17 protein-coding genes and 1 pseudogene are annotated in these 19,651 nt (G+C 69.5%); 13 read left to right on the top strand and 5 right to left on the bottom strand.

Translation table 11 applies throughout. The features are described 5' to 3' along the window. A pseudogene (locus GGR71_RS04705) lies at window positions 1–195 on the top strand (IS110 family transposase); the annotation flags it as partial. Between the two features lie 197 nt (window positions 196–392). Here the strand turns inward: GGR71_RS04705 and GGR71_RS04700 are convergent. Beyond that, window positions 393–1,448, bottom strand: coding sequence for a lipid A deacylase LpxR family protein (locus tag GGR71_RS04700; protein ID WP_160961630.1), 1,056 nt, complete (start codon window positions 1,446–1,448; stop codon window positions 393–395). A 349-nt stretch (window positions 1,449–1,797) separates the two neighbouring features. Between GGR71_RS04700 and GGR71_RS04695 the strand changes: the two genes are divergently transcribed. From GGR71_RS04695 to GGR71_RS04680, 4 genes are all read left to right on the top strand, one after another. Then, a complete protein-coding gene (locus GGR71_RS04695) occupies window positions 1,798–2,076 on the top strand; it encodes a YbeD family protein (protein WP_152243635.1) in 279 nt (92 codons plus the stop codon). Beyond that, window positions 2,064–2,771 carry a lipoyl(octanoyl) transferase LipB gene (lipB, locus tag GGR71_RS04690; RefSeq protein WP_160961632.1) on the top strand — a complete coding sequence of 236 codons (708 nt, stop codon included), beginning with the start codon at window positions 2,064–2,066 and terminating at the stop codon, window positions 2,769–2,771. The genes GGR71_RS04695 and lipB overlap by 13 nt, the downstream gene beginning before the upstream one ends. Window positions 2,772–2,793: 22 nt before the next feature. Beyond that, window positions 2,794–3,804: a lipoyl synthase gene (gene lipA / locus GGR71_RS04685; RefSeq protein WP_160961635.1), complete on the top strand. Its 1,011-nt coding sequence runs from the start codon at window positions 2,794–2,796 to the stop codon at window positions 3,802–3,804. A gap of 222 nt (window positions 3,805–4,026) precedes the next feature. After that, entirely contained in the window at window positions 4,027–6,204 is a 2,178-nt protein-coding gene (locus tag GGR71_RS04680) for a carboxy terminal-processing peptidase (RefSeq protein ID WP_160961637.1), read from the top strand. Window positions 6,205–6,687: 483 nt separating this feature from the next. Here the strand turns inward: GGR71_RS04680 and GGR71_RS04675 are convergent, their stop codons facing one another. Next, window positions 6,688–7,431: a sulfite exporter TauE/SafE family protein gene (locus GGR71_RS04675; RefSeq protein ID WP_160961640.1), complete on the bottom strand. Its 744-nt coding sequence runs from the start codon at window positions 7,429–7,431 to the stop codon at window positions 6,688–6,690. A gap of 86 nt (window positions 7,432–7,517) precedes the next feature. Here GGR71_RS04675 and GGR71_RS04670 point away from each other — a divergent pair, with 86 nt between their 5' ends. After that, window positions 7,518–8,426, top strand: a complete 909-nt coding sequence (locus GGR71_RS04670; RefSeq protein ID WP_160961642.1) for a LysR family transcriptional regulator — start codon at window positions 7,518–7,520, stop codon at window positions 8,424–8,426. 353 nt (window positions 8,427–8,779) lie between these two features. Here the strand turns inward: GGR71_RS04670 and GGR71_RS04665 are convergent, their stop codons facing one another. Then, window positions 8,780–9,676, bottom strand: a complete 897-nt coding sequence (locus GGR71_RS04665; protein WP_456362585.1) for an endonuclease/exonuclease/phosphatase family protein — start codon at window positions 9,674–9,676, stop codon at window positions 8,780–8,782. Window positions 9,677–9,747: 71 nt separating this feature from the next. Next, complete coding sequence (locus GGR71_RS04660) at window positions 9,748–10,743, bottom strand: glycosyl hydrolase 53 family protein (protein WP_160961647.1); 996 nt, start codon at window positions 10,741–10,743, stop codon at window positions 9,748–9,750. Between the two features lie 286 nt (window positions 10,744–11,029). Here GGR71_RS04660 and GGR71_RS04655 point away from each other — a divergent pair, with 286 nt between their 5' ends. The 6 genes from GGR71_RS04655 (at window position 11,030) to GGR71_RS04630 (ending at window position 17,087) form a co-directional block, all read left to right on the top strand. Beyond that, window positions 11,030–12,085 (top strand): bifunctional nicotinamide-nucleotide adenylyltransferase/Nudix hydroxylase, encoded by a 1,056-nt coding sequence (locus GGR71_RS04655; RefSeq protein WP_048492386.1) that lies wholly within the window; start codon window positions 11,030–11,032, stop codon window positions 12,083–12,085. A 60-nt stretch (window positions 12,086–12,145) separates the two neighbouring features. Further along, window positions 12,146–13,570: a nicotinate phosphoribosyltransferase gene (locus GGR71_RS04650; RefSeq protein ID WP_160961650.1), complete on the top strand. Its 1,425-nt coding sequence runs from the start codon at window positions 12,146–12,148 to the stop codon at window positions 13,568–13,570. 9 nt (window positions 13,571–13,579) lie between these two features. Further along, the gene (locus tag GGR71_RS04645) at window positions 13,580–14,686 is read left to right on the top strand and encodes a radical SAM family protein (protein WP_160961653.1); all 1,107 of its coding nucleotides are present in this window, start codon (window positions 13,580–13,582) and stop codon (window positions 14,684–14,686) included. Continuing rightward, the gene (locus GGR71_RS04640) at window positions 14,679–15,728 is read left to right on the top strand and encodes a TRM11 family SAM-dependent methyltransferase (protein ID WP_160961655.1); all 1,050 of its coding nucleotides are present in this window, start codon (window positions 14,679–14,681) and stop codon (window positions 15,726–15,728) included. Before GGR71_RS04645 ends, GGR71_RS04640 begins: the two co-directional genes overlap by 8 nt. A gap of 124 nt (window positions 15,729–15,852) precedes the next feature. Next, a complete protein-coding gene (locus GGR71_RS04635) occupies window positions 15,853–16,587 on the top strand; it encodes a DUF2242 domain-containing protein (protein ID WP_160961658.1) in 735 nt (244 codons plus the stop codon). Window positions 16,588–16,718: 131 nt separating this feature from the next. Beyond that, on the top strand, window positions 16,719–17,087 hold the full coding sequence (locus tag GGR71_RS04630) for a glycine zipper 2TM domain-containing protein (protein ID WP_048492391.1): 369 nt from the start codon (window positions 16,719–16,721) through the stop codon (window positions 17,085–17,087). 139 nt (window positions 17,088–17,226) lie between these two features. On the opposite strand, the gene GGR71_RS04625 is transcribed toward GGR71_RS04630, so the two are convergent. Further along, window positions 17,227–18,117: a TIGR01777 family oxidoreductase gene (locus tag GGR71_RS04625; RefSeq protein ID WP_160961661.1), complete on the bottom strand. Its 891-nt coding sequence runs from the start codon at window positions 18,115–18,117 to the stop codon at window positions 17,227–17,229. A 179-nt stretch (window positions 18,118–18,296) separates the two neighbouring features. Here GGR71_RS04625 and GGR71_RS04620 point away from each other — a divergent pair, with 179 nt between their 5' ends. After that, on the top strand, window positions 18,297–19,607 hold the full coding sequence (locus tag GGR71_RS04620) for a hypothetical protein (protein ID WP_456362579.1): 1,311 nt from the start codon (window positions 18,297–18,299) through the stop codon (window positions 19,605–19,607). Window positions 19,608–19,651: the final 44 nt, after the last annotated feature.

The following is a 19,651-nucleotide window of genomic DNA, read 5'->3' as shown; positions in this document are numbered from 1 at the left end:
GCCGGCCTGTTCATGCCGGCCCTGGTCGCCATGACCCACAACCCGGTCATCCGAGCGCTGAAACAACGGCTGAGCGAACGCGGCAAAGCCGGCAAACAGATCGTGTGTGCTGCCATGCGCAAGCTCCTGCACCTCGCCTACGGCGTCCTCAAATCGGGCACCGCGTTCGACCCGAAAAGGGCCCTTGCCTGCTAGGGGGTAAGACGGTATCTACAGCGTCGGGGTTCGGGACGTCCTGCGATTGCACTGTGGGAGGGGCTTCAGCCCCGACGGGCTTTACTGGGAAAGCCCGTCGGGGCTGAAGCCCCTCCCACAAGAGACATCTAGCTTCTTCAGCAGATCGCTTGGTGGCGATCGCTCGAGACAGCTTGCTCCTGTGCCGAGTCCCGGCCTCAAAGCCGATAGCTGATCGTGAAGCTCCCGAACACCGGCGTCTGCTGCTGCAGGTCGAACTCGCGGGTGCTCCAATAGCGGGTCAGGGCGAATTTCCACTTGCCGCGCGCCACTTCCAGGCCGATGCCGGCATTGCCGACGAAGGGGCGCTTCTTCACGCTGTGGCTGTCGCGGAAGGTGTTGCCGTCCAGGGTGATGTCGCGCAGCACCCAGCGGCCGTCGCTGGTCACGAACAGATGCGCCGACCAACCGCTCCCGATGCTGCTGGCCGGCGGGGCGACGTTCTCGCCGGCGGGGCGCAGCGGTGAACTGCCGAAATCGTCCGGCAGCCTCCAGCCCAGGCGCAGTTCCATGCCGGCATTGGCGTGGGTATCCAGCGTGCCCAGCGCGCCGCCCCAGTGGCTAATCGCGTCCCAGCCCCAGCCGTCGCGGCTGCCGTCGCCGGACCAGCGGCGCATGCGTTCGTGCAGCACGCGGAACACCGGTTCGTCGTGCAACTGGTTGTCCCAGCCCTGGAACTTGGCGTCGCCGAGCAGTTCATGCACCGCATCCTGCACCTGCTTGCCCTGCGCCGAGGGGCCGATCAGGCCCAGGGTGAGTTGCGTGGTGCGCAGGCGGTCGTCGTTGCGCGCGTTGTAGCCGATGTTCATCAGCAACAGGCCGGCGTAGGGGCGGTCGTCCTTGATCAGGTCGCGGCGGGTCTTGTCGGTGGGGGTGAACAGCGCCTGCCCGATCGCGAAAGTCATGTTGCGCTGGGTGAAGTCGCTGTTCGGCTGCAGCCAGGCCAAGCCGCGGTTCACTGCTCTAGCCAGCCGCGGCAGGCAGGGGTCGTCGGTGTAGTCGCGCAGGTTCGGCGAGACCAGGATCAGGCCGAAGCCATTGGTATAGCCCTGGTCCTGGCCGGCGCCGCCGAACAGGTCGTTGTCGACGCGGAAGTTCACCGTCGGCGGTGTGGCATCGAGCGTGTCGCGAGGGCACTGTTCGGTGGCCGCTGCCGGCGCTGAGACGAGGGCGAGGGCCAGGGCAACGGGGAGGAGCGGGCGCGATGGCGGCATGAACGGCGTCTCTGGTCGGAAGGGATTGAGCGACGAAGCGCGCCTGCAGGCAACCGATGCGGGCGAACACCCCGGACCATGAACGCAGCCCGTGTGGTGAAGGATAGGCAAATGCACCGCAGCGGACAAATTCGTCCGTTTGGGTTTGTCCGTCCCATTTGCCCGCTTGCATGTGAAGACCGTGGCGCGACTTGCGCAGCGGGAGGGCCAATGCGCCTGGAGACCTGCCGCGCTACGCCGACTCGGGCAAGCTGGCCGATTCCCGGCCTGCGCAGCTTCGAGGCCCCGAGCCGATGCATGCCCCGGGCCCGGCCTTGGGTTTGCCCGGCGCCGGCCCGATAATGCGGGCATGGACATCACTTCCGACAACCCCGATCACGGTTTCCAGTTCCCCGGCGTGTTCGAACTCAGCGCGATGGGCACCGCCAACACTGGCCTGGAGGCCGAACTGCCGCGCCTGCTCGCCGCTGCCGGCGTGGAGGTGATGGACGAGCGCATCAGTTGGAAGCATTCGTCCAACGGCAAGTACGTGTCGGTGCGCATCGCCTTCCGTGCGGTGGACCGCGCCCAGTACGACGCTGCGCACCAGGCGCTGCGCGAGCACCCGGAAGTGAAGTGGACGCTGTAGCCGCGGACGCGCCAGTGGCGCCGGCACTCACGCTGCCGCCGTGCCGCGTCCGCCAGCTGGGCCGCCAGCCCTACGAACCGGTGTGGCGGGCAATGCAGCGCTTCACCGACGCGCGCGACGAGGCCACGCCCGACGAGCTGTGGGTCGTCGAGCACGATCCGGTATTCACCCTCGGCCAGGCCGGCAAACCGGAACACGTGCTGGCGCCCGGCGATATCCCGGTGCTGCAGGTCGATCGTGGCGGCCAGGTCACCTACCACGGCCCTGGCCAGTTGGTGGTGTATCCGCTGCTGGACCTGCGCCGGCTGCACATCGGCGTACGCGACTACGTGTGCCGGATCGAGCAGGCGATCATCGACACCCTCGACGAATGGAACATCCTCGGCCGGCGCCGCGACGGTGCGCCAGGCGTCTACGTCGGCGGCGCCAAGGTTGCCGCGCTCGGCATTCGCGTGCGCCGCGGCTGCACCTTCCACGGCCTGTCGTTCAACGTGGCGATGGACCTGGAGCCGTTCCACCGGATCAATCCCTGCGGCTACCAGGGCCTGCAGGTGACCGCGGTGCTAGACTTGGGCGGTCCCTCCGGCATGCAGGCGGTCACTCCGGTCCTGCTGGCCCAACTGGCGCGCCAGTTCGGGCTGACCCTGCAGCCGCTCGACGCCTTGCCCGACCTCTCGCTCACGCACGCGGCCTGACCGCCTGCCCGCCGACCACGCCATGACCCAGCCCAGCGCACGCTCCATTCCCTTGCAGGTCCTTTCCGGCGACAGCGCCTCCGCGCCGCTGCAGACCGGCGTCAAGCAGTTGGGCGGCGACAAGATCGCGCGCTCGCCGGTGCAGTTCGCCGACGCGCCGGTGCTGCGCAAACCCTCGTGGATCCGCGTGCGCATTCCCTCCGGCAATGCGGTGCAGACCCTCAAGGCCAAGCTGCGCGAGAACCGCCTGGTCACCGTCTGCGAAGAGGCCAGCTGCCCGAACATCCACGAGTGCTTCGGCCACGGCACCGCCACCTTCATGATCCTGGGCGAGGTCTGCACCCGGCGTTGCTCGTTCTGCGATGTCGCCCACGGCCGGCCCAAGCCGCCGGATGCCGGCGAGCCGGCCAGCCTGGCGCAGACGGTGGCCGACATGGGCCTGAAGTACGTGGTGGTGACCAGCGTCGACCGCGACGACCTGCGCGACGGCGGCGCCCAGCATTTCGCCGACTGCATCGGCGCGATCCGCGTTGCCGCGCCGGCCACCCGCATCGAGATCCTGACCCCGGACTTCCGCGGCAAGGGCCGCATGGACCGCGCGCTGGAGATCCTGGCGACCAATCCGCCGGACGTGTTCAACCACAACATCGAGACCGTGCCGGACCTGTATCCCAACGTGCGTCCCGGCGCCGACTACCAGTGGTCGCTGACCCTGCTGAAGAAGTTCAAGGCGCAGCACCCGGCCATCGCCACCAAGTCCGGCATCATGCTCGGCCTCGGCGAAACCCTGGAGCAGGTGCAGGCGACCCTGCGCGACCTGCGCGCGCACGACGTGGACATGGTCACCATCGGCCAGTACCTGCAGCCGACCGCGCACCACCACCCGGTGATGCGCTACTGGACGCCCGACGAATACAAGGCGCTGGAGGAGTACGGCAACGCGCTGGGCTTCAGCCATGTCGCCTCCGGCCCGATGGTGCGTTCGTCCTACCATGCCGATCGCCAGGCCGCTGGCGCCGGCGTCGCCGCCTGAGCCGCATCTGCTCACAGCGCGCCTTGCCGCGGCGACGGCGCGCGCGTTCGTCGCCGCAGGACGACCGTCCGCACGGCTCGCATCGGCAGCGTTCACACTTCTGCGCAGGCCGGCCGCTAGTCTGCTTCATGAACAGGTGACACGGCCTGCAACTTGCGTCACTGTCGTGTTGTCTCATGCGATGTGCTGCCCCCCTGACGGCCTGGTGCCGAGAGTCCCCAGATGAAATTCAAAGCTTCCGCCTTCCTGCTGGCGTTTGCGCTGACCGCACCGCTGGCGCTGTTCGCGCGTACCGATGCGCCGGCCCTGCCGGCCGCTGCCACCGCCGACCAGGCCACCACCGCCAAGCTGGTGTACGGCCTGCTCTCCGACAGCCGCTACGCCTATCGGCCGCGCGCCCTCGACGAGGCGACCTCCAAGGAGGTCTTCAAGAAGTATCTGGAGACGCTGGACGGCAGCAAGCAGTTCTTCACCCAGGCCGACATCGACAAGTTCGCCGCCTTCCAGAACAACCTCGGTGCCAACATTTCCTCCGGCCAGCTGGAACCGGCGTTCCAGATCTTCGCCGTGTACCGGCAGCGGGTGGACGAGCGCATCGCCTACGCGCGCAAGCTGCTCAAGCAGGACTTCAGCTTCGACGGCGACGAGAAGTTCGAGTACGACCGCAAGAACGCGCCGTGGGCCAAGGACGACCAGGAACTGGATGCGCTGTGGCGCAAGTCGGTGATGAACGACTGGCTGCGGCTCAAGCTCGCCGGCAAGAAGCCGGAGGACATCCGCAAGACGCTCGATAAGCGCTACGCCAACCTCGACGACTCGGTGAAGGAGCTGAAGAGCGAGGACGTGTTCCAGTTCTTCATGAACGCCTACACGAATACGGTCGACCCGCACACCGACTACTTCACCCCGCGCACCGCCGAGAACTTCAACCAGCAGATGTCGCTGTCGCTGGAAGGCATCGGCGCGCAGCTGCAGAAGCAGGACGACCTGGTGGTGATCCGCGAGGTGATCCCGGGCGGCCCGGCCGCGCTGGACGGCACGCTCAAGCCGGGCGACCGCATCGTCGGCGTCGGCCAGGGCAAGAGCGGTCCGGTCGAGGACGTGATCGGCTGGCGCATCGACGACGTGGTCGCCAAGATCCGCGGCGACAAGGACACCCAGGTGCGCCTGGAGTACATCCCGGCCGAAGCCGGCGTGGACGGCAAGCACCGCCAGGTGCTGCTGACCCGGCAGAAGGTGCGCCTGGCCGAACAGGCCGCCAAGGGCGAGACCATCGAGCTGCCGGCGAAGGACGGCGAGCCGGCGCGGCGCATCGGCGTGATCAAGCTGCCGGCGTTCTATCAGGACTTCGAAGGCCGCCGCCGCAACGCCAAGGACTACGCCTCGGCGACCCGCGACGTGGCCAAGCTGCTGGCCGGGTTCAAGACCGACAAGGTCGACGGCGTGGTGCTGGACCTGCGCAACAACGGTGGCGGTTCGCTGGACGAAGCGATCGAGCTGACCGGCTTGTTCATCGAGCAGGGCCCGGTGGTGCAGGTGCGCGAATCCGGCGGCCGCGTCACCGTCAACAGCGACCAGAACCCGGCCGTGGCCTGGGACGGCCCGCTGGCGGTGCTGATCAACCGCGGCTCGGCCTCGGCGTCGGAGATCTTCGCCGGCGCCATCCAGGATTACGGCCGCGGCCTGATCATCGGCGAAACCAGCTTCGGCAAGGGCACCGTGCAGAACATCGTCGACCTGGACCGCTGGCCGGCCAACGAGACCGACCGCTTCGGCCAGGTCAAGCTGACCATCGCCCAGTTCTTCCGCGTCAGCGGCAGCAGCACCCAGCACAAGGGCGTGGTGCCGGACATCGCCTTCCCGGCCAGCGTCGATGCCACTGAGTTCGGCGAAAGCACCTACGACAACGCGCTGCCGTGGAGCCGCATCGCCGCGGTGCCGCACACCCAATACGGCAATTTCGCGCCGCTGCTGCCCAAGCTGGACGCGCTGCACACCACGCGCATCGCCAACGACAAGGAATTCCAGTGGTGGGAGGAGGACGTGCGCCAGTTCCGCACCGAGGCGGCGAAGAAGTACGTGGTGCTCAACGAGGCCGAGCGCCGCGCCGAGCGCGAGAAGCAGGACGCGCAGCGCAAGCAGCGCCAGGAGATCCGCAAGCAGCTCGGCCTGCCGCTGGATCCGCTGGCCGACGACAGCAGCGACGACGGCCTGACCGGTAACGAGCGCGACATCGTCAAGGACGCCGCGCGCGAGAAGCTGGTCGACAAACGCCCGGACCCGCTGCTGCGCGAATCGGCCTCGATCCTGAGCGACGCGGTCAACCTGCTGGAGAAGGACCGTCCGCTGTCAGTGCAGGTACTGCCGCAATCCACCGGCCCGGGGCGCTGGGCCGACTGAGCCTGCGCTCCACCGTCGCGCGAACACGAACGCGCCATCGCCCCGCGATGGCGCGTTTTTTCATTGCGGGTTCGGGTCTTGCAGGACATTCGTGCGCCATCGCCGTGCGCCCGTCGATCGTCCGTCGCGTCGATGCTTGCAGGGGGCTGAGGGACAGGCCTGCAGTTCTGCTGATTGGTGAGAACCGCGGGCGTGGCGTTTGGTCTGCCGCGCGCTTGATGCGTGTCGTCGTAGGGGCGGCTTCAGGACACCTCCAGTAACGCCGCGTTGCCGCAGCTCGGCATGGTGTGTCATTGCGACTGTAGGAGCGGCGTCAGCCGCGACCGGCATTCCCGGTGACGCCCATCGCGACCGAAGCCGCTCCCACAAATGGCCTTCTTCGTTGTTGGAGCTGCCCTTCAGCCGCGACCGGGCCTTCTCGGGGATGCCCGGTCGCGGCTGAAGCCGCTCCTACGGCTGAGCGGTTGTGGCGGGATCACATCATCAGCCCAGCGCCTGCCACAGCTGATGCAGTCCCAGGCCGAGCAGGGTCAGGAAGAACACGCGGCGGAACGCGCTGGCGGAAATACGCTGGCGCAGCCGCGCACCCAGCCACATGCCGAGCGCGGTGGGCAGCAGCGCCAGCAGCGAGGGACCCAGCGCCTGCGTCGGGAAGGCGCCGTGCGCGACCAGTGCGGCAGCCAGCGCCAGGGTGGCCGCGGCGAAGCAACAGCCCAGCGCGCGCATCAGTGTGTCCCGCGGCAGGTCCAGCGCCACCAGGTAGGGAAGGACCGGCAACACGAACACCCCGGTGGCGCCGGTCAGCAGACCGGTCGCCAGGCCCACCGGCGGCCCTGCCCAGCGCGCCTGCAATGGCGACAGGCGTGCCTGCCACCGGCTCAGGCCGAGCACGGCGTACAGCGCCAGCAACGCGCCCAGGCCGGCGCGCGCCAGCCGCGGGTCGGCACCAGCGAGGACGCCGGCGCTGAGCCAAGTGCCGGCGACGATGCACACCAGCAGCGGCCATAGCTGTCGCAGCAACGCGCCAGTGTTCGCTCCCCAGGCCTGCTGCAGGTTGGTCAGCAGCGATGGCAGCGCCAGCAGCGCCGCGGCCTCGGTCGGCGTCAGCCATAGTCCGAGCAGGCCCATCGCCACCGTCGGCAGGCCCATGCCGGCCACGCCCTTGACGCCGCCGGCCAGCAGGAAGACCAGGGCGATCGGCAGCAGATGCGGTGCGAGGGTGTCCATGGCGTCCAGCATCGACGCGCCGCGGCAGCCGGACAATGCGCGAATGCTTCAGGCAGACTTCGGCAACGACGAAGGCGGGAGCGCCGATGCATCTGGATTTCACCGATCTGCGGCTGTTCCTGGCGGTGGCCGAGGCGGGCAGCATCACCGCCGGTGCCGACCGCGCAGCATTGTCGCTGGCCGCCGCCAGCGCACGCATCCGCGCGCTGGAGACGCAGCTCGGCGTCGCGTTGTTCGAGCGCGGCCCGCGCGGCGTCGGCCTCACCGCGGCCGGCACCGCGCTGCTGCGGCACGCGCGGCAGTTGCTGCGCCAGGCCGAGGCGATGCGCAGCGAACTGGGCGACTACGCCGGCGGCCACCCGACCAGCGTGCGCCTGCTGGCCAATACCGCGGCGCTGTCGGAATGGCTGCCGGAGCTGCTGGCCGAGTTCCTGGTCGCGCATCCGCGCATCGATCTGGCGCTGCGCGAGCAGGGCAGTGTCGCCGCGGCCGATGCGTTGCGCGAGCAACGCGCCGACCTGGCGGTGATCGCCGACCATGCCGATCTGCAGGGCCTGCAGGCACACCCGTTCCGGCATGACCGACTGGTGCTGGTGGCCGCCGCCACGCATCCGCTGGCGCAGGCGCCGCAGTTGCGGTTCGCGCAGGTCTGGGAAGCGCAGTTCCTCGGCCTGGCCGAGGACAGTGCCCTGCAGCAACACCTGCGCACGCAGGCGGCGCGTGCAGGCGGGCAGTTGCGCCTCCGCGCGCAGGTGCACGGCATCGAACCGCTGTGCCGGATGCTGGCGCGCGGCGCTGGCGTGGCGATCCTGCCGCAGGCTGCGCTGGAGCGAGTCAGCGTGCGTGCGCAACTGGTCGCGGTACCGCTGCAGGAGCCGTGGGCGCTGCGCCAGCTTTCGATCGTGTGGCGGCCGACGCCGGCCCCGTCGCCGCCGGTGCAGCAGGTGTTGGACTGGCTGTGTGCACAGGCCGACGAGAGCGCACCGTCAACGTGAGCGCTGACAGGCCGGCGCGTGTGGACGCCTTCGATGACATACATTGCCGCGGTGCGGTGGGTCGCGGCGTTGCCTTGTGCGAACGGCTTTGGCCAAAACAGGCTTGCTGTAAAGCCCGTCGCGGCTGAAGCCGCTCCTACGGCATCCTGCATTGCCATGTGGGAGGGACTTCAGTCCCGACTGCTGCCGGAGCCGCAAGCTTTCCGGCGGGGCCGGCTGCGTCGCCGCCTCGTAGGAGCGGCTTCAGCCGCGACAGGCGTTGCCGCCGGCGCCTCGTCGCGACTGAACCCGAACAAACGGAAGGGGGCGTTTCCGTTCGTGGGCCTGCGGTCCATGCTGCAGGCCCACGCGCCTCACTGTGGCCAGGCGAACGTGGCGATCACCGGGAAGTGGTCCGACGGCCAGTGTCCCTGCGGCCGTGCGTCGAGCGTGGCGTAGTCGGTGGCTTTGAGACCGCGCGAGAGGATCCAGTCGATGCGCCGGTCCGGGTGGCCGGTGAAATCGTGGAAGGTCGCTTCCGGACCCTGCGGCTGCGCCACCTGCGTGCGTGCGTCGACCAGGCTGGCGGTGAGGGTGCGGTAGGTCGGCGAGTCCGGCACCGTGTTGAAGTCGCCGGTCAGCACCACCGGCACGTCCGCCGGCAGTGCCTGCAGCCGCGACACGATCAGCGCCGCGCCCTTGGCGCGCGCCGCTTCGTCCTCGTCGCGATAGGGCAGGTGGGTGTCGAACAGGTAGAAGCGGCGGCCATCGCCGATGCGCTCGAACAGCCCCCAGTTGACCATGCGCGGCAGCGGATGGCCCCAGCTGATGCTGCCCATCACCTCCGGCGTGTCCGACAGCCAGAAGTGGCCCGACTCCATCAGCTTCAGCGTGCGGCTGTCGTAGAACACGCCCATGCGTTCGCCGTCGTCCTTGCCGTCGCGGCTAGGGCCGAACCAGCGGTACTCCGGCAACTGCGCGGCCAGGTAGTCGGCCTGGCGCTTGACCAGCTCCTGGGTGCCGAACACGTCCGGATGCTGCGTGCGGATCAGTGCGGCCATCGCGCTGCGGCGCACGTCCCAGCGCTTGTCGCCGTCGGTGTCGACCGGTACGCGCACGTTGAAGCTCATCACCTTGAGCGGGGCCGGCGCGGCAGGCGACGCCGGCTTGTGTGCCTGCGCTGGGGCCATGCACACGCCCAGCACCAGCAGCAGAGGAAGCGCGAGCTTGCGCGCGGACGACAGCGACAGCGACATGGCAGATCTCGGCAGGAACGGAGCACGCGATGGTGGCACGGCGGTGGTGTCGATGACCACCGCGTGGCGCGCCTGCCGCGCGGCGATCAGTTGAACGCCGACAGCGCCTGGGTGAGTTGCCCGTTGTTGTTCACCGCGCCCATCGTGTAGCCCTGCCAGCCCGGATAGGCGTCGGGTTCCCAATAGAACACGCCCAGGCCGCGGCTGCCGAGCGCACGGGTCTTGCTCAGCAGATCGGACAGCATCGCGCGGGTCGTGGCGGCCTGCTGCCAGTCCATGCCGACCTCGCTGACGATCACGTCCGAGCCGTAGCGCGCCACCATGTCCTGCATGTTGCTGGCGATCTGCGTGTTGGCGCTCTGCCAGGCATTGCTGGACGGGTAGTGCGACATGCCCACCACGTCCCACTTGCCGCCGGCCGACTTGAGGCTGTCGAAGAACCAGCGGAAGGTCGCGTTGTCGTGGCCGTTGGCCAGGTGCACGATCACCTTGGCGCCGGGATAGACCGACTTGCTGGCGTTGTAGCCGCTGTTGATCAGTTGCGCGAGATTGCCGAAGTTGGGCGTCTTGCCGTCCGGCCACAGCATGCCGCTGTTGATCTCGTTGCCCACCTGCACCCAGCTCACGTCGATGCCGTTGGACTTGAGATAGGACAGGATGCCGCTGGTATGCGAATAGACGTCCTTCACCAGCGTGGCGAAGTCGTGGCCGTTCCAGGCCGCCGGCTTGGTCTGCTTGCCGGGATCGGCCCAGCTGTCGCTGTAGTGGAAGTCGATCATGATGCGCATGCCCTGCGCCTTGGCCCGCTTGGCCATGTTCAGCGTGTCGGCGCCGTCGTTCCAGCCGCCCTGCGGATTGACCCACACGCGCAGCCGCACCGCATTGACCCCGGTGCCCTTGAGCAGCGCGAAGAAATCGGTGGTGGCGCCGGAAGCGTTGCGGAACACCTTGCCGCTGCTTTCCTGCTGGTCGATCCAACTGACATCGGCACCCTTGGCGAAAGTCTGCGCCATGGCCGGCGCACATAGGCAGGCGAGCAACAACACCAGCCAGGCGGACACGCGCTTGCTCGATCGGTTCATGCGATTCTCGCGGTGATGTGGGGGTGGGGAAGGAGGGCGCCGTGCGGGCCTGAGCAGCGGCCGGCAGGACGTGCCGGACCGTCCCCGTGGCCGCGGCGCGCACGAGGCTAGCGCGATCGTCGTGGCGACGCGCGCTGCACTGCAGCGCGGCCGGTGCGGCGTCCGCAAGCACTGTCTGGACGGCCGATGAATCTGCGCGGTGCGTCACTTGACGCGTTGCGGCATCGGCGTAGCATTTCGCTCACGCCAAGGGACAGACCCGCGGCGATCCACCCAACCGTGAGGGATGCTCATGGAGTTCGACTATCTCGTGTTCATCGGGCGCTTCGAGCCCTTCCACAACGGCCACGCCGCCGTTGCCCGCCACGCCCTGGCGCGTGGACAGAAACTCATCTTCCTGATCGGCTCGGCCGAGACCCCCCGTACCATCCGCAATCCGTGGACCGTTGCCGAGCGCAGCGTGATGATCCAGGCCGCGCTGGAAGGCGCTGGGGAGCGACTGATCCTGCGTCCGTTGCGCGACCACCTGTACAACGAAAGCCAATGGATCGCCGCGGTGCAGGCGACGGTGGCCGAAGCGGTGCGCAGCGACGGCGGCAGCGCCGAGGCGCGGATCGGCCTGATCGGCATGGACAAGGACGCCAGCAGCTATTACCTGCGCGAGTTCCCGCAGTGGCCGCTGGTCGACGTGCAGCACACCGAGACGCTGTCGGCGACCGAACTGCGCCGTTACCTGTTCGAGGCCGGCAGCATCGATTTCCACGGCGCGCTGCTGATGCTGCGCGGCAACGTGCCGACGCCGGTGTTCGACATGCTCGAGGCATTCCGCAAGAACTCGCCGTCGTATGCCGAGCTGCTCGCCGAGTATCAGTTCATCGAGCAATACCGTGCCGCCTGGAAGGAAGCGCCGTATCCGCCCACCTTCGTCACCGCCGACGCGGTGGTGGTGCACTCCGGCCACGTGCTGCTGGTGCGCCGCCGCGCGGCGCCGGGCAAGGGCCTGTGGGCGCTGCCGGGTGGTTTCGTCGGCCAGCACGAGAGCATCCTCGACGCCTGCCTGCGCGAACTGCGCGAGGAGACCCGGCTGAAGATCCCGGTGCCGGTGCTCAAGGGCTCGCTGAAGAACCGCCACGTGTTCGACCACCCCGAGCGCAGCCTGCGCGGGCGCACCATCACCCACGCCTTCCACTTCGAGTTCGTGTTCGGCGAACTGCCCGAGGTGCGCGGCGGCGACGACGCCGACAAGGCGCGCTGGGTGCCGGTCAGCGAAGTGCTGGGCATGGGCCCGAAACTGTTCGAAGACCATCTGCACCTGCTCGAATTCTTCCTCGGCCGCGGTTGACGCGGCCTCCCGGCCGGCGGACAGACCGCCGGCTTTCCCAGACGCGAAGGAGCTTCCGTCATGCAATGCCTGAACAACCTGCTGCTCAACACCGATAGCTACAAGGCCAGCCACTGGCTGCAATACCCGCCCGGTACCGACGCCACGTTCTTCTACGTGGAATCGCGCGGCGGCGTCTACGACCGCACCGTGTTCTTCGGCCTGCAGTCGATCCTCAAGGAGGCGCTGGGCCGCCCCGTCACCCATGCCGACATCGACGAGGCGCGCGACCTGTTCGCCGCGCACGGCGAGCCGTTCAACGAAGCCGGCTGGCGCGACATCGTCGACCGCCTCGGCGGCCAGTTGCCGATCCGCATCCGCGCCGTGCCCGAGGGCAGCGTGGTGCCGACGCACAACGCGCTGATGACCATCGAATCCACCGATGCGCAGGCCTATTGGGTGCCGTCGTACCTGGAGACGTTGCTGCTGCGCATCTGGTACCCGGTGACGGTGGCCACGGTGAGCTGGCACGCCAAGCAGACCCTGCGCCAGTTCCTGGAGCGCACCAGCGACGATCCGGACGGGCAGCTGCCGTTCAAGCTGCACGACTTCGGCGCGCGCGGCGTGTCCAGCCTGGAGTCGGCGGCGATCGGCGGCGCGTCGCATCTGGTCAATTTCCTCGGCACCGACACCGTATCCGGGCTGTTGCTGGCGCGCGCGCACTACCACGAGCCGATGGCGGGTTATTCGATCCCCGCCGCCGAGCACAGCACCATCACCAGTTGGGGCCGCGAACGCGAGGTCGATGCATACCGCAACATGCTCAAGCAGTTCGGCAAGCCCGGCGGCGTGGTCGCGGTGGTGTCGGACAGCTACGACATCTTCCACGCGATTCGCGAGCATTGGGGCACCACGCTGCGCGACGAGGTGATCGCCTCCGGCGCCACCGTGGTGATCCGCCCGGACTCCGGCGATCCGGTGGCGGTGGTGCACCAGTGCCTGGAGCTGCTCGACGAGGCCTTCGGCCACAGCGTCAACGGCAAGGGCTACAAGGTGCTCAACCACGTGCGCGTGATCCAGGGCGACGGGGTCAACCCGACCAGCATCCGCGCGATCCTGGAGCGCATCACCAGTGCCGGCTACGCCACCGACAACCTGGCCTTCGGCATGGGCGGTGCCTTGCTGCAGCGTCTTGATCGCGATACGCAGAAGTTCGCGTTGAAGTGCTCGGCCGCGCGCGTCGACGGCCGCTGGATCGACGTCTACAAGGATCCGGTCACCGACAAGGGCAAGCTCAGCAAGCGCGGGCGCATGCGCCTGCTGCGGCACCGCGAGTACGGCAGCTATCGCACCGAACCGGTGGCGGTCGATGCGGTCTCGGCCGAGGCGGTCGCCGGCCCGGCCGGCTACGACGATGCGATGGTGACCGTGTGGGAGAACGGTCGCCTGCTGCACGACTGGACCTTCGCCGAGGTGCGCGAGCGCGCGAACGCCGCGCGCCTGTAGGAGGCGCCCATGCACGCGTCCTTGCCGAGCGCGCCGCCGTTGAGCGGCGGCTCGCCGCTGTTCGCCGCCCTGCGCGCCAGCACCCCGCATCTGGAATGGCGGGTGCCGGCCGAAGCGGATGCATCGCGCTGGCGACAGCAGCGCATCGGCGCGCGCGACTACCGCGTCGCGCAGCCGGTGACCTTCACCCCCTACGCGTCGATACGGCCGTGCTCGGCGCGCTGCCGCTTCTGCTCGGAGACCCTGCGGCCGCAGGCCGGCGGCACCGCCGCAGCCAGCCTGCGGCCGCCGCCGGACTACTTCGTGCAGTTGCGCCAGGCGCTGGCGCAACTGCGCGGGCTGCCGCTATCGCATTCGCTGTCGGGGCTGGAGATGACCGACGACGAAGACTGGTTCGTGGAGCTCCTGCACACGCTGGGCGCGGCCGAGCGCGAGGGCCTGCTGGTCGAACAGCGGGTGCTGTACAGCAACGGCGCCGGTTTCGCCCGCGGCCGCGGCGAGGTGTTGCTGCAGGCGTTGCAGCGCTTCGGCCTGTCGTGGATCGAACTGTCGCGGCACCATCCGCAGCAGGCGCACAACGACGCGATCATGCGTTTCCGCCCCGACGAGGCGATCGCCGATGCGGACGTCTTCGTTGCCACCGCGCAACGCATCGCCGCGGCGCTGCCGCTGCGCCTGGTATGCATCCTGCAGCACGGCGGCATCGCCGATGCCGACGGCGTCGCCGCCTATCTGGACTGGGCGCGCGCCTGCGGGGCGCGCACGGTGATCTTCCGCGAGTTCTCGCGGCTCGGCGACGGCTACCGCGACGGCGGCACCGCGCGCTACCTGGCGCAGGCGCGGGTCGCGGTGGAGCAGGTGCTCGGCGCCTGCATGGCCGCGCCGTGGTGGCGCGCGCTGCAGCCGCTGCAGATCACCGAGGGCTACTACTTCTGGAACCTGCGCCTGGTTACTGCCGATGGCATGGAGGTGGTGTTCGAGACCTCCGACTACGGGGCGATGCAGGCGCGCCACGACAGCGGCGACATCTACAAGCTGGTGTTCTTCGCCGACGGCCGGCTGTGCGCCGGCTGGCAGCCGGACCGCGATCTGCTGTGGCGGGCGCCGCATGGATAGCCGCAGCTGGTGGACGCCGTCGCCGGATCCGCCGGAACATCGCCTGCCGGAGGATCTGCGCCAGCGCGATCCGCTGGGCGCGCGCGACTGCGGCTGGGTCGGGCAGATGCGTCCGTTCGTGCGCCACTTCAGCGCGCCAGGCGCGCGCGTGCTGGATCCGTTTTGCGGCTTTGGCAGCACCTTGCTCGCGGCCGAACTGGAAGGCCGCCACGGCATCGGCCTGGAGATCGACGCGGCGCGCGCGGTATTGGCGCGCGAACGGCTGCAGCGGCTCGGTCTGCACGCCGAGGTCCTGGTCGGCGGCTTGTCGCAGTGCGCGCCGGCCGTGCCGGTGGACCTGTGCCTGACCAACGTGCCGTATTTCGGCTGCGCCTGGCCGGTCGCGGCGGGGCCCAGCCAGCTCTACGCCAGTGCCGACTACGCCACCTACCTGCACGGCCTGCGCGCGGTGTTCCATGGCGTGCGCCGCGTCCTGCGCGAGGACGGCTTCTGCATCGCGATGGTGGAGAACGTGCAGCTCGGCGAGACCACGGTGCCGCAGGCCTGGGATCTGGCGCGGATCCTCGGCAGCCTGTTCGCGCCCTGTCCCGAACGCGTGCTGTGCTACTCGCGCGAGACCGCGCAGCCACTGGCGCCCGGCGACACCCGCAACGACCGCAGCCACGAGTACGCGCTGATCTTCCAGCACCGGCGCCAGCCCATCGACCTGGCGGACACGGCGCAACTGCTGGCGGCCCTGCGCGCCGACGGGTTCGCCTTCGCGTTGCACGGCAGCTATCCGCGCTGGCTGGCCGATCCGGCGGCGGCATCGCGCCTGCCCGGCGATGTCGACCTGCTGCTGCCGCGCGACCTGCACGGGCTGCTGCGGCTGCTTGACTGGCTGCGCGCGCGTGGCTTCCTGCTGAGCCTGTGGGGGGAGCCGCTGGCGGCGCCGCCGACCCTGGAACTGCTCGACGCCCATCATTACCTGCGCGCCGAACGCCGCGCCCGCGACGGTGGCCTGCTGCGCGTGGACCTAGCGCTGGAACCCGCCGCCGCTTGACCCGGCGGCGGCCGGGCCGCGCACCTCGCTAACCGCGGGATGAGCGGCCGCCGCGGCGTCAAGGCCGTGCCGACGCGCTTGCGGCTATCCTTTGCCGCGGTTCCCTCTCTCCGGTCAACGGCCTATGTCCGCTCCCTCCAAGGTTCTCGCCATTCCCGCGCTCGCGCTGATCGCGATCGGCCTGAGCGGCTGCTTCGCCCGCAAGCAGGACGGCCTGGTGAAGGAGACCTTCAATTCCGACAACACCTATTCGCGCAACTACCCGGTGCAGCCGGCGCAGGCCTGCGAATCCGCGCGCCGCGCGCTGCTGAGCCAGGGCTACGTGGTCTCCAAGGCCACCGCCGATGCGGTGGAAGGCACCAAGAACTTCCAGCCCAGCGACGAGTTGCACGAGCAACTGGAATTGCGCGTGTCCTGCGTGGCGCACGGGCAGGACGAATCCTGGGTGTTCGTCAGTGCGCTGCAGGACCGCTATGCGCTGAAGAAGAGCCCGACCTCGGCCAGCGTCGGCGTCGGCGTGCTCGGCTCGGTGTCGCTACCGATCGGCAGCAGCGACGACTCGATGGTGCGGGTCGCCAGCAGCACGGTGCAGGACGGCGATTTCTACAAGCGCTTCTTCCAGCTGATGAGCGAGTACCTGCCCAAGAGCAAGCCGGCACCGGAGCCGCCTGCGCATCCGCCGGCGGCCGTGACTGCACCGGCACCGGCAGCGCCCGCTCCTGTACCTGCAGCGTCGACGGTACCGACTCCGCCGCCCGCCGCAGCGCCCACGCCGCCGCCGGCACCCGCGGCCGCCACTGCGGCGCAGCCGCCAGTCACGACCGCGCCGCCGAGTGGCGAGCCCGGTGGCGCCGACTGATTCAGGCGCTGCTACGCAAGCTGAATGCGGCCGATTTCGCTTCACGAACCATTCGCGAATCCGGTGAGAAGGTGGCGCCCGTCGAGAGCGCGGTGCTTGTGCATCGGCTCCGCCACCCAGGAGCAATCAGCATGAACACTCTCAAGTCCGCCTTGTGTCTTTCCGTACTCGCCATCGCCACGGCCGCCGCGCCGCTGGCCGAGGCGCAGCGCCACTACGGTCCCGAGGACAATGGCCGCCGCTTCAGCGACGGCACCCGTGTGCACTGCAAGAAGGTCGCGGTGCGCAAGAACAGCACCGACCCCGACCGCATCGGCGGCACCCTGGCCGGTGCGGCGATCGGCGGCCTGCTCGGCAACCAGATCGGCAAGGGCGATGGCCGCAAGCTGGCCACGGTCGGCGGCGCGGTCGCCGGCGGTGCTACCGGCCGCTACATCCAGGGCCAGCGTCAGCAGGCCAATGGCAATCGCGTGGTCGAAACCGTCTGCAAGCGCTATTGAGTCGCGCGACCGCAGCGTGCCGATCGGCGCCTGGTGCCGACCTGGCGACCTGATGCAGCACGCCCCGGCGGAGGCCTCCGCCGGGGCGTTTTCTTTTGTGCGCTGGTCGTGACGTTGCGCGGTTCGGCCTGCGGCGGGCTCAATCGGTGAGCAGGTCGCGCAGCGCCGCGTCCAGTTCCGGATAGCGGAAGACATATCCCTCGCGTTGCGCACGTGCCGGCAGCACGCGCTGGCTGCCCAGCAACAGGTCGGCCATCTCGCCGAAGGCCAGGCGCAGTGCCGCCGCCGGCATCGGTAGCAGCGCAGGGCGATGCAGGGTCGCGGCGAGGTGCTGCGCGAATGCGGCATTGGTCACCGGCGCCGGCGCGGTGGCATCGTAGGCGCCGTCGCCGCCTTGCTGCAGCAGCCACAGCAGCAGCCCGACCTGATCGTCGCGATGGATCCAGCTCATCCACTGGCGGCCATCGCCCATGCGCCCGCCCATGCCGAAACGGAACGGCAGCAGCATGCGCGCCAGTGCGCCGCCGTCGCGGCCCAGCACCACGCCGGTGCGGACCAGGCTGGTGCGCACGCCCAGTTCTTGCGCGCGCAGCGCCTCGGCTTCCCAGTCGCGGCACAGCTGCGCGGAAAAGTCGTCGCCGGGCGTGCTGTCTTCATCCAGGACCTCGTCGCCGCGGTCGCCGTAGTAGCCGATCGCCGAGCCGGAGATCAGGCAGCCCGGACGCTGCGCGGCGTCGAGCTTGCTCATCCAGTCGATCAGAGCGCGGGTGGTGCCGATGCGTGAGGTGCGGAAGCGGCGCTTGCGAGTGGCGCTCCAGCGGCCCTCGCCCAGTGGCTCGCCGGCGAGGTTGATCACCGCGTCGGCCGGTGCGGCGCGTTGCAGGTCGTCCAGCACCTGCACCGCCGGCAACAGGCGCGCCGCGCGTACGGTGTCGCGGGTGAGCACGCTGACCCGGTGCCCGGCGGCGAGCAGGGCCGGACAGAGTGCGCGGCCGATGAATCCGGTGCCTCCGGTAACGAGGACGTGCATGCAGGGGGTCGCTTGCGCCAAGGGAGCCGCAGTGTAGGTGCGCCGGGCATGGCGGAAGAGTGAATGCCGGTGCCGTCGGTGCGGCGGGGTGGTTTCGCGATCCCTGCACGGGCCACACGGCACGCTACGCAGGCGCCGCCGCGCCGCCAAGGGAAGCTCCTGTTCGCGATGCCCGTTCCATGATCCGACCACCGCGGTTCGCTCGCATGCCGCGTCTGCGCCGCGGCATTGGCCTGCTGTTGGCCACGCTGCTCGCCAGTGCCGCGGCCACGGCCGCCCCGGCGCCGGCCGACCAGGCCAGCGCGGCCTGCCTGGCCGCGCTGCTGGAGCGGTTGGGCTGGCGCATCGGTAGCACCGCCGACGCGCAACCGCAGATCGCGGCCGGCGCGCCCTGCGAGCGCGGTTCGCTGGCCGAGGCGCAGGCGCACGGCGATCTGCAGGCGGCCTTGCCCGCGACCTGGAACGACGCGCAACGGCAGCAGGCGCTGCGCGCCTTGCTGGACGCGCCGGCGACGCAGTGCGGCTACTTCCTGCAACTGGGGGCGGCCACCACGCGCGCGGTCGCGCGGCTGCAGGACAATCCCGGCTATCGCTTCTCGGCGCTGCAACTGGGCTGGATCGGCTTCGGCCTGCGCGGTGCGCAGGCGCAGGGTTGGGAACGCTTCCGCAGCTTCGGCCGCGGCTATCGCCCGGCAGGCGGCAACGCGCAGGCGATCGAGGCGTTCTACAGCGGCCACGTGCGCTCGGAATGCGGCGTCGGCCGGCAGATCGCGCAATTGGCCACCCAGCGCGAACTGTATGGCGATGCCGCGTTCGATCGTGCGTTCAGCGCCGACGAGCTGTCGATCGGCACCTTCCTGACCCTGCACGACACCGACAGCATCCTGCTCGGCGCGCACGCCGGCGAGTTCTTCGCCGACGGCAAGGCGGCCAGGACCGCGCAGCGCGGCCGTGCGGCCTTCCTCGGTGTGCCCGGCTACATCGTGCACGTGTTCGAGCGCCGCTACCTGGACGACATCAACAACCAGGCGGAAAACTTCGTGGTCGCCGCGGTCAGCGCCGAGGCCGCGGCGGCGCTGCGCGCCCACGGCGGCTTCGCGTACTACGACGGCCAGAACCGGCGCATCTGGGAACTGGCAAAGGCGCTGCGCGGCTCGGGGCGCGAGCGCTTCGAGCGGCTGCTGTACGAGCGCGACCCGGCGCTGCACGCACGCCTGGACCCGGCGCAACAGACGGTGCTCGCGCAACTGGATGCCCTGCTCGACGATCCGTTCTACCGTGGCTTTCAGGTCTACGTGCATCCCAAGGGCGTCAAGCCGATCGGCTACCACGTGGTGCGTTTGCTGGATCGCAATCCACGCACGCCGTTCGCGATCGAGCTGACCCTGCAGAATCTGCACACCACGCTGTACCAGCGCTGGCGCGACCTGCAGCTGCGCGCGTGCGCGCAGGCGCCACCGCCGGCGCAAGCCACCGCACCGGCGCCTTAGCTGCGCGTCACGTCGGCGCGACTGCTTCGTGAGACCCTAATCCT

The sequence above is a fragment of the Xanthomonas sp. F1 genome, from assembly GCF_014199855.1.
Note: the sequence above shows the minus strand (reverse complement) of the source record. Positions and strands in the feature narration are given on the sequence as shown.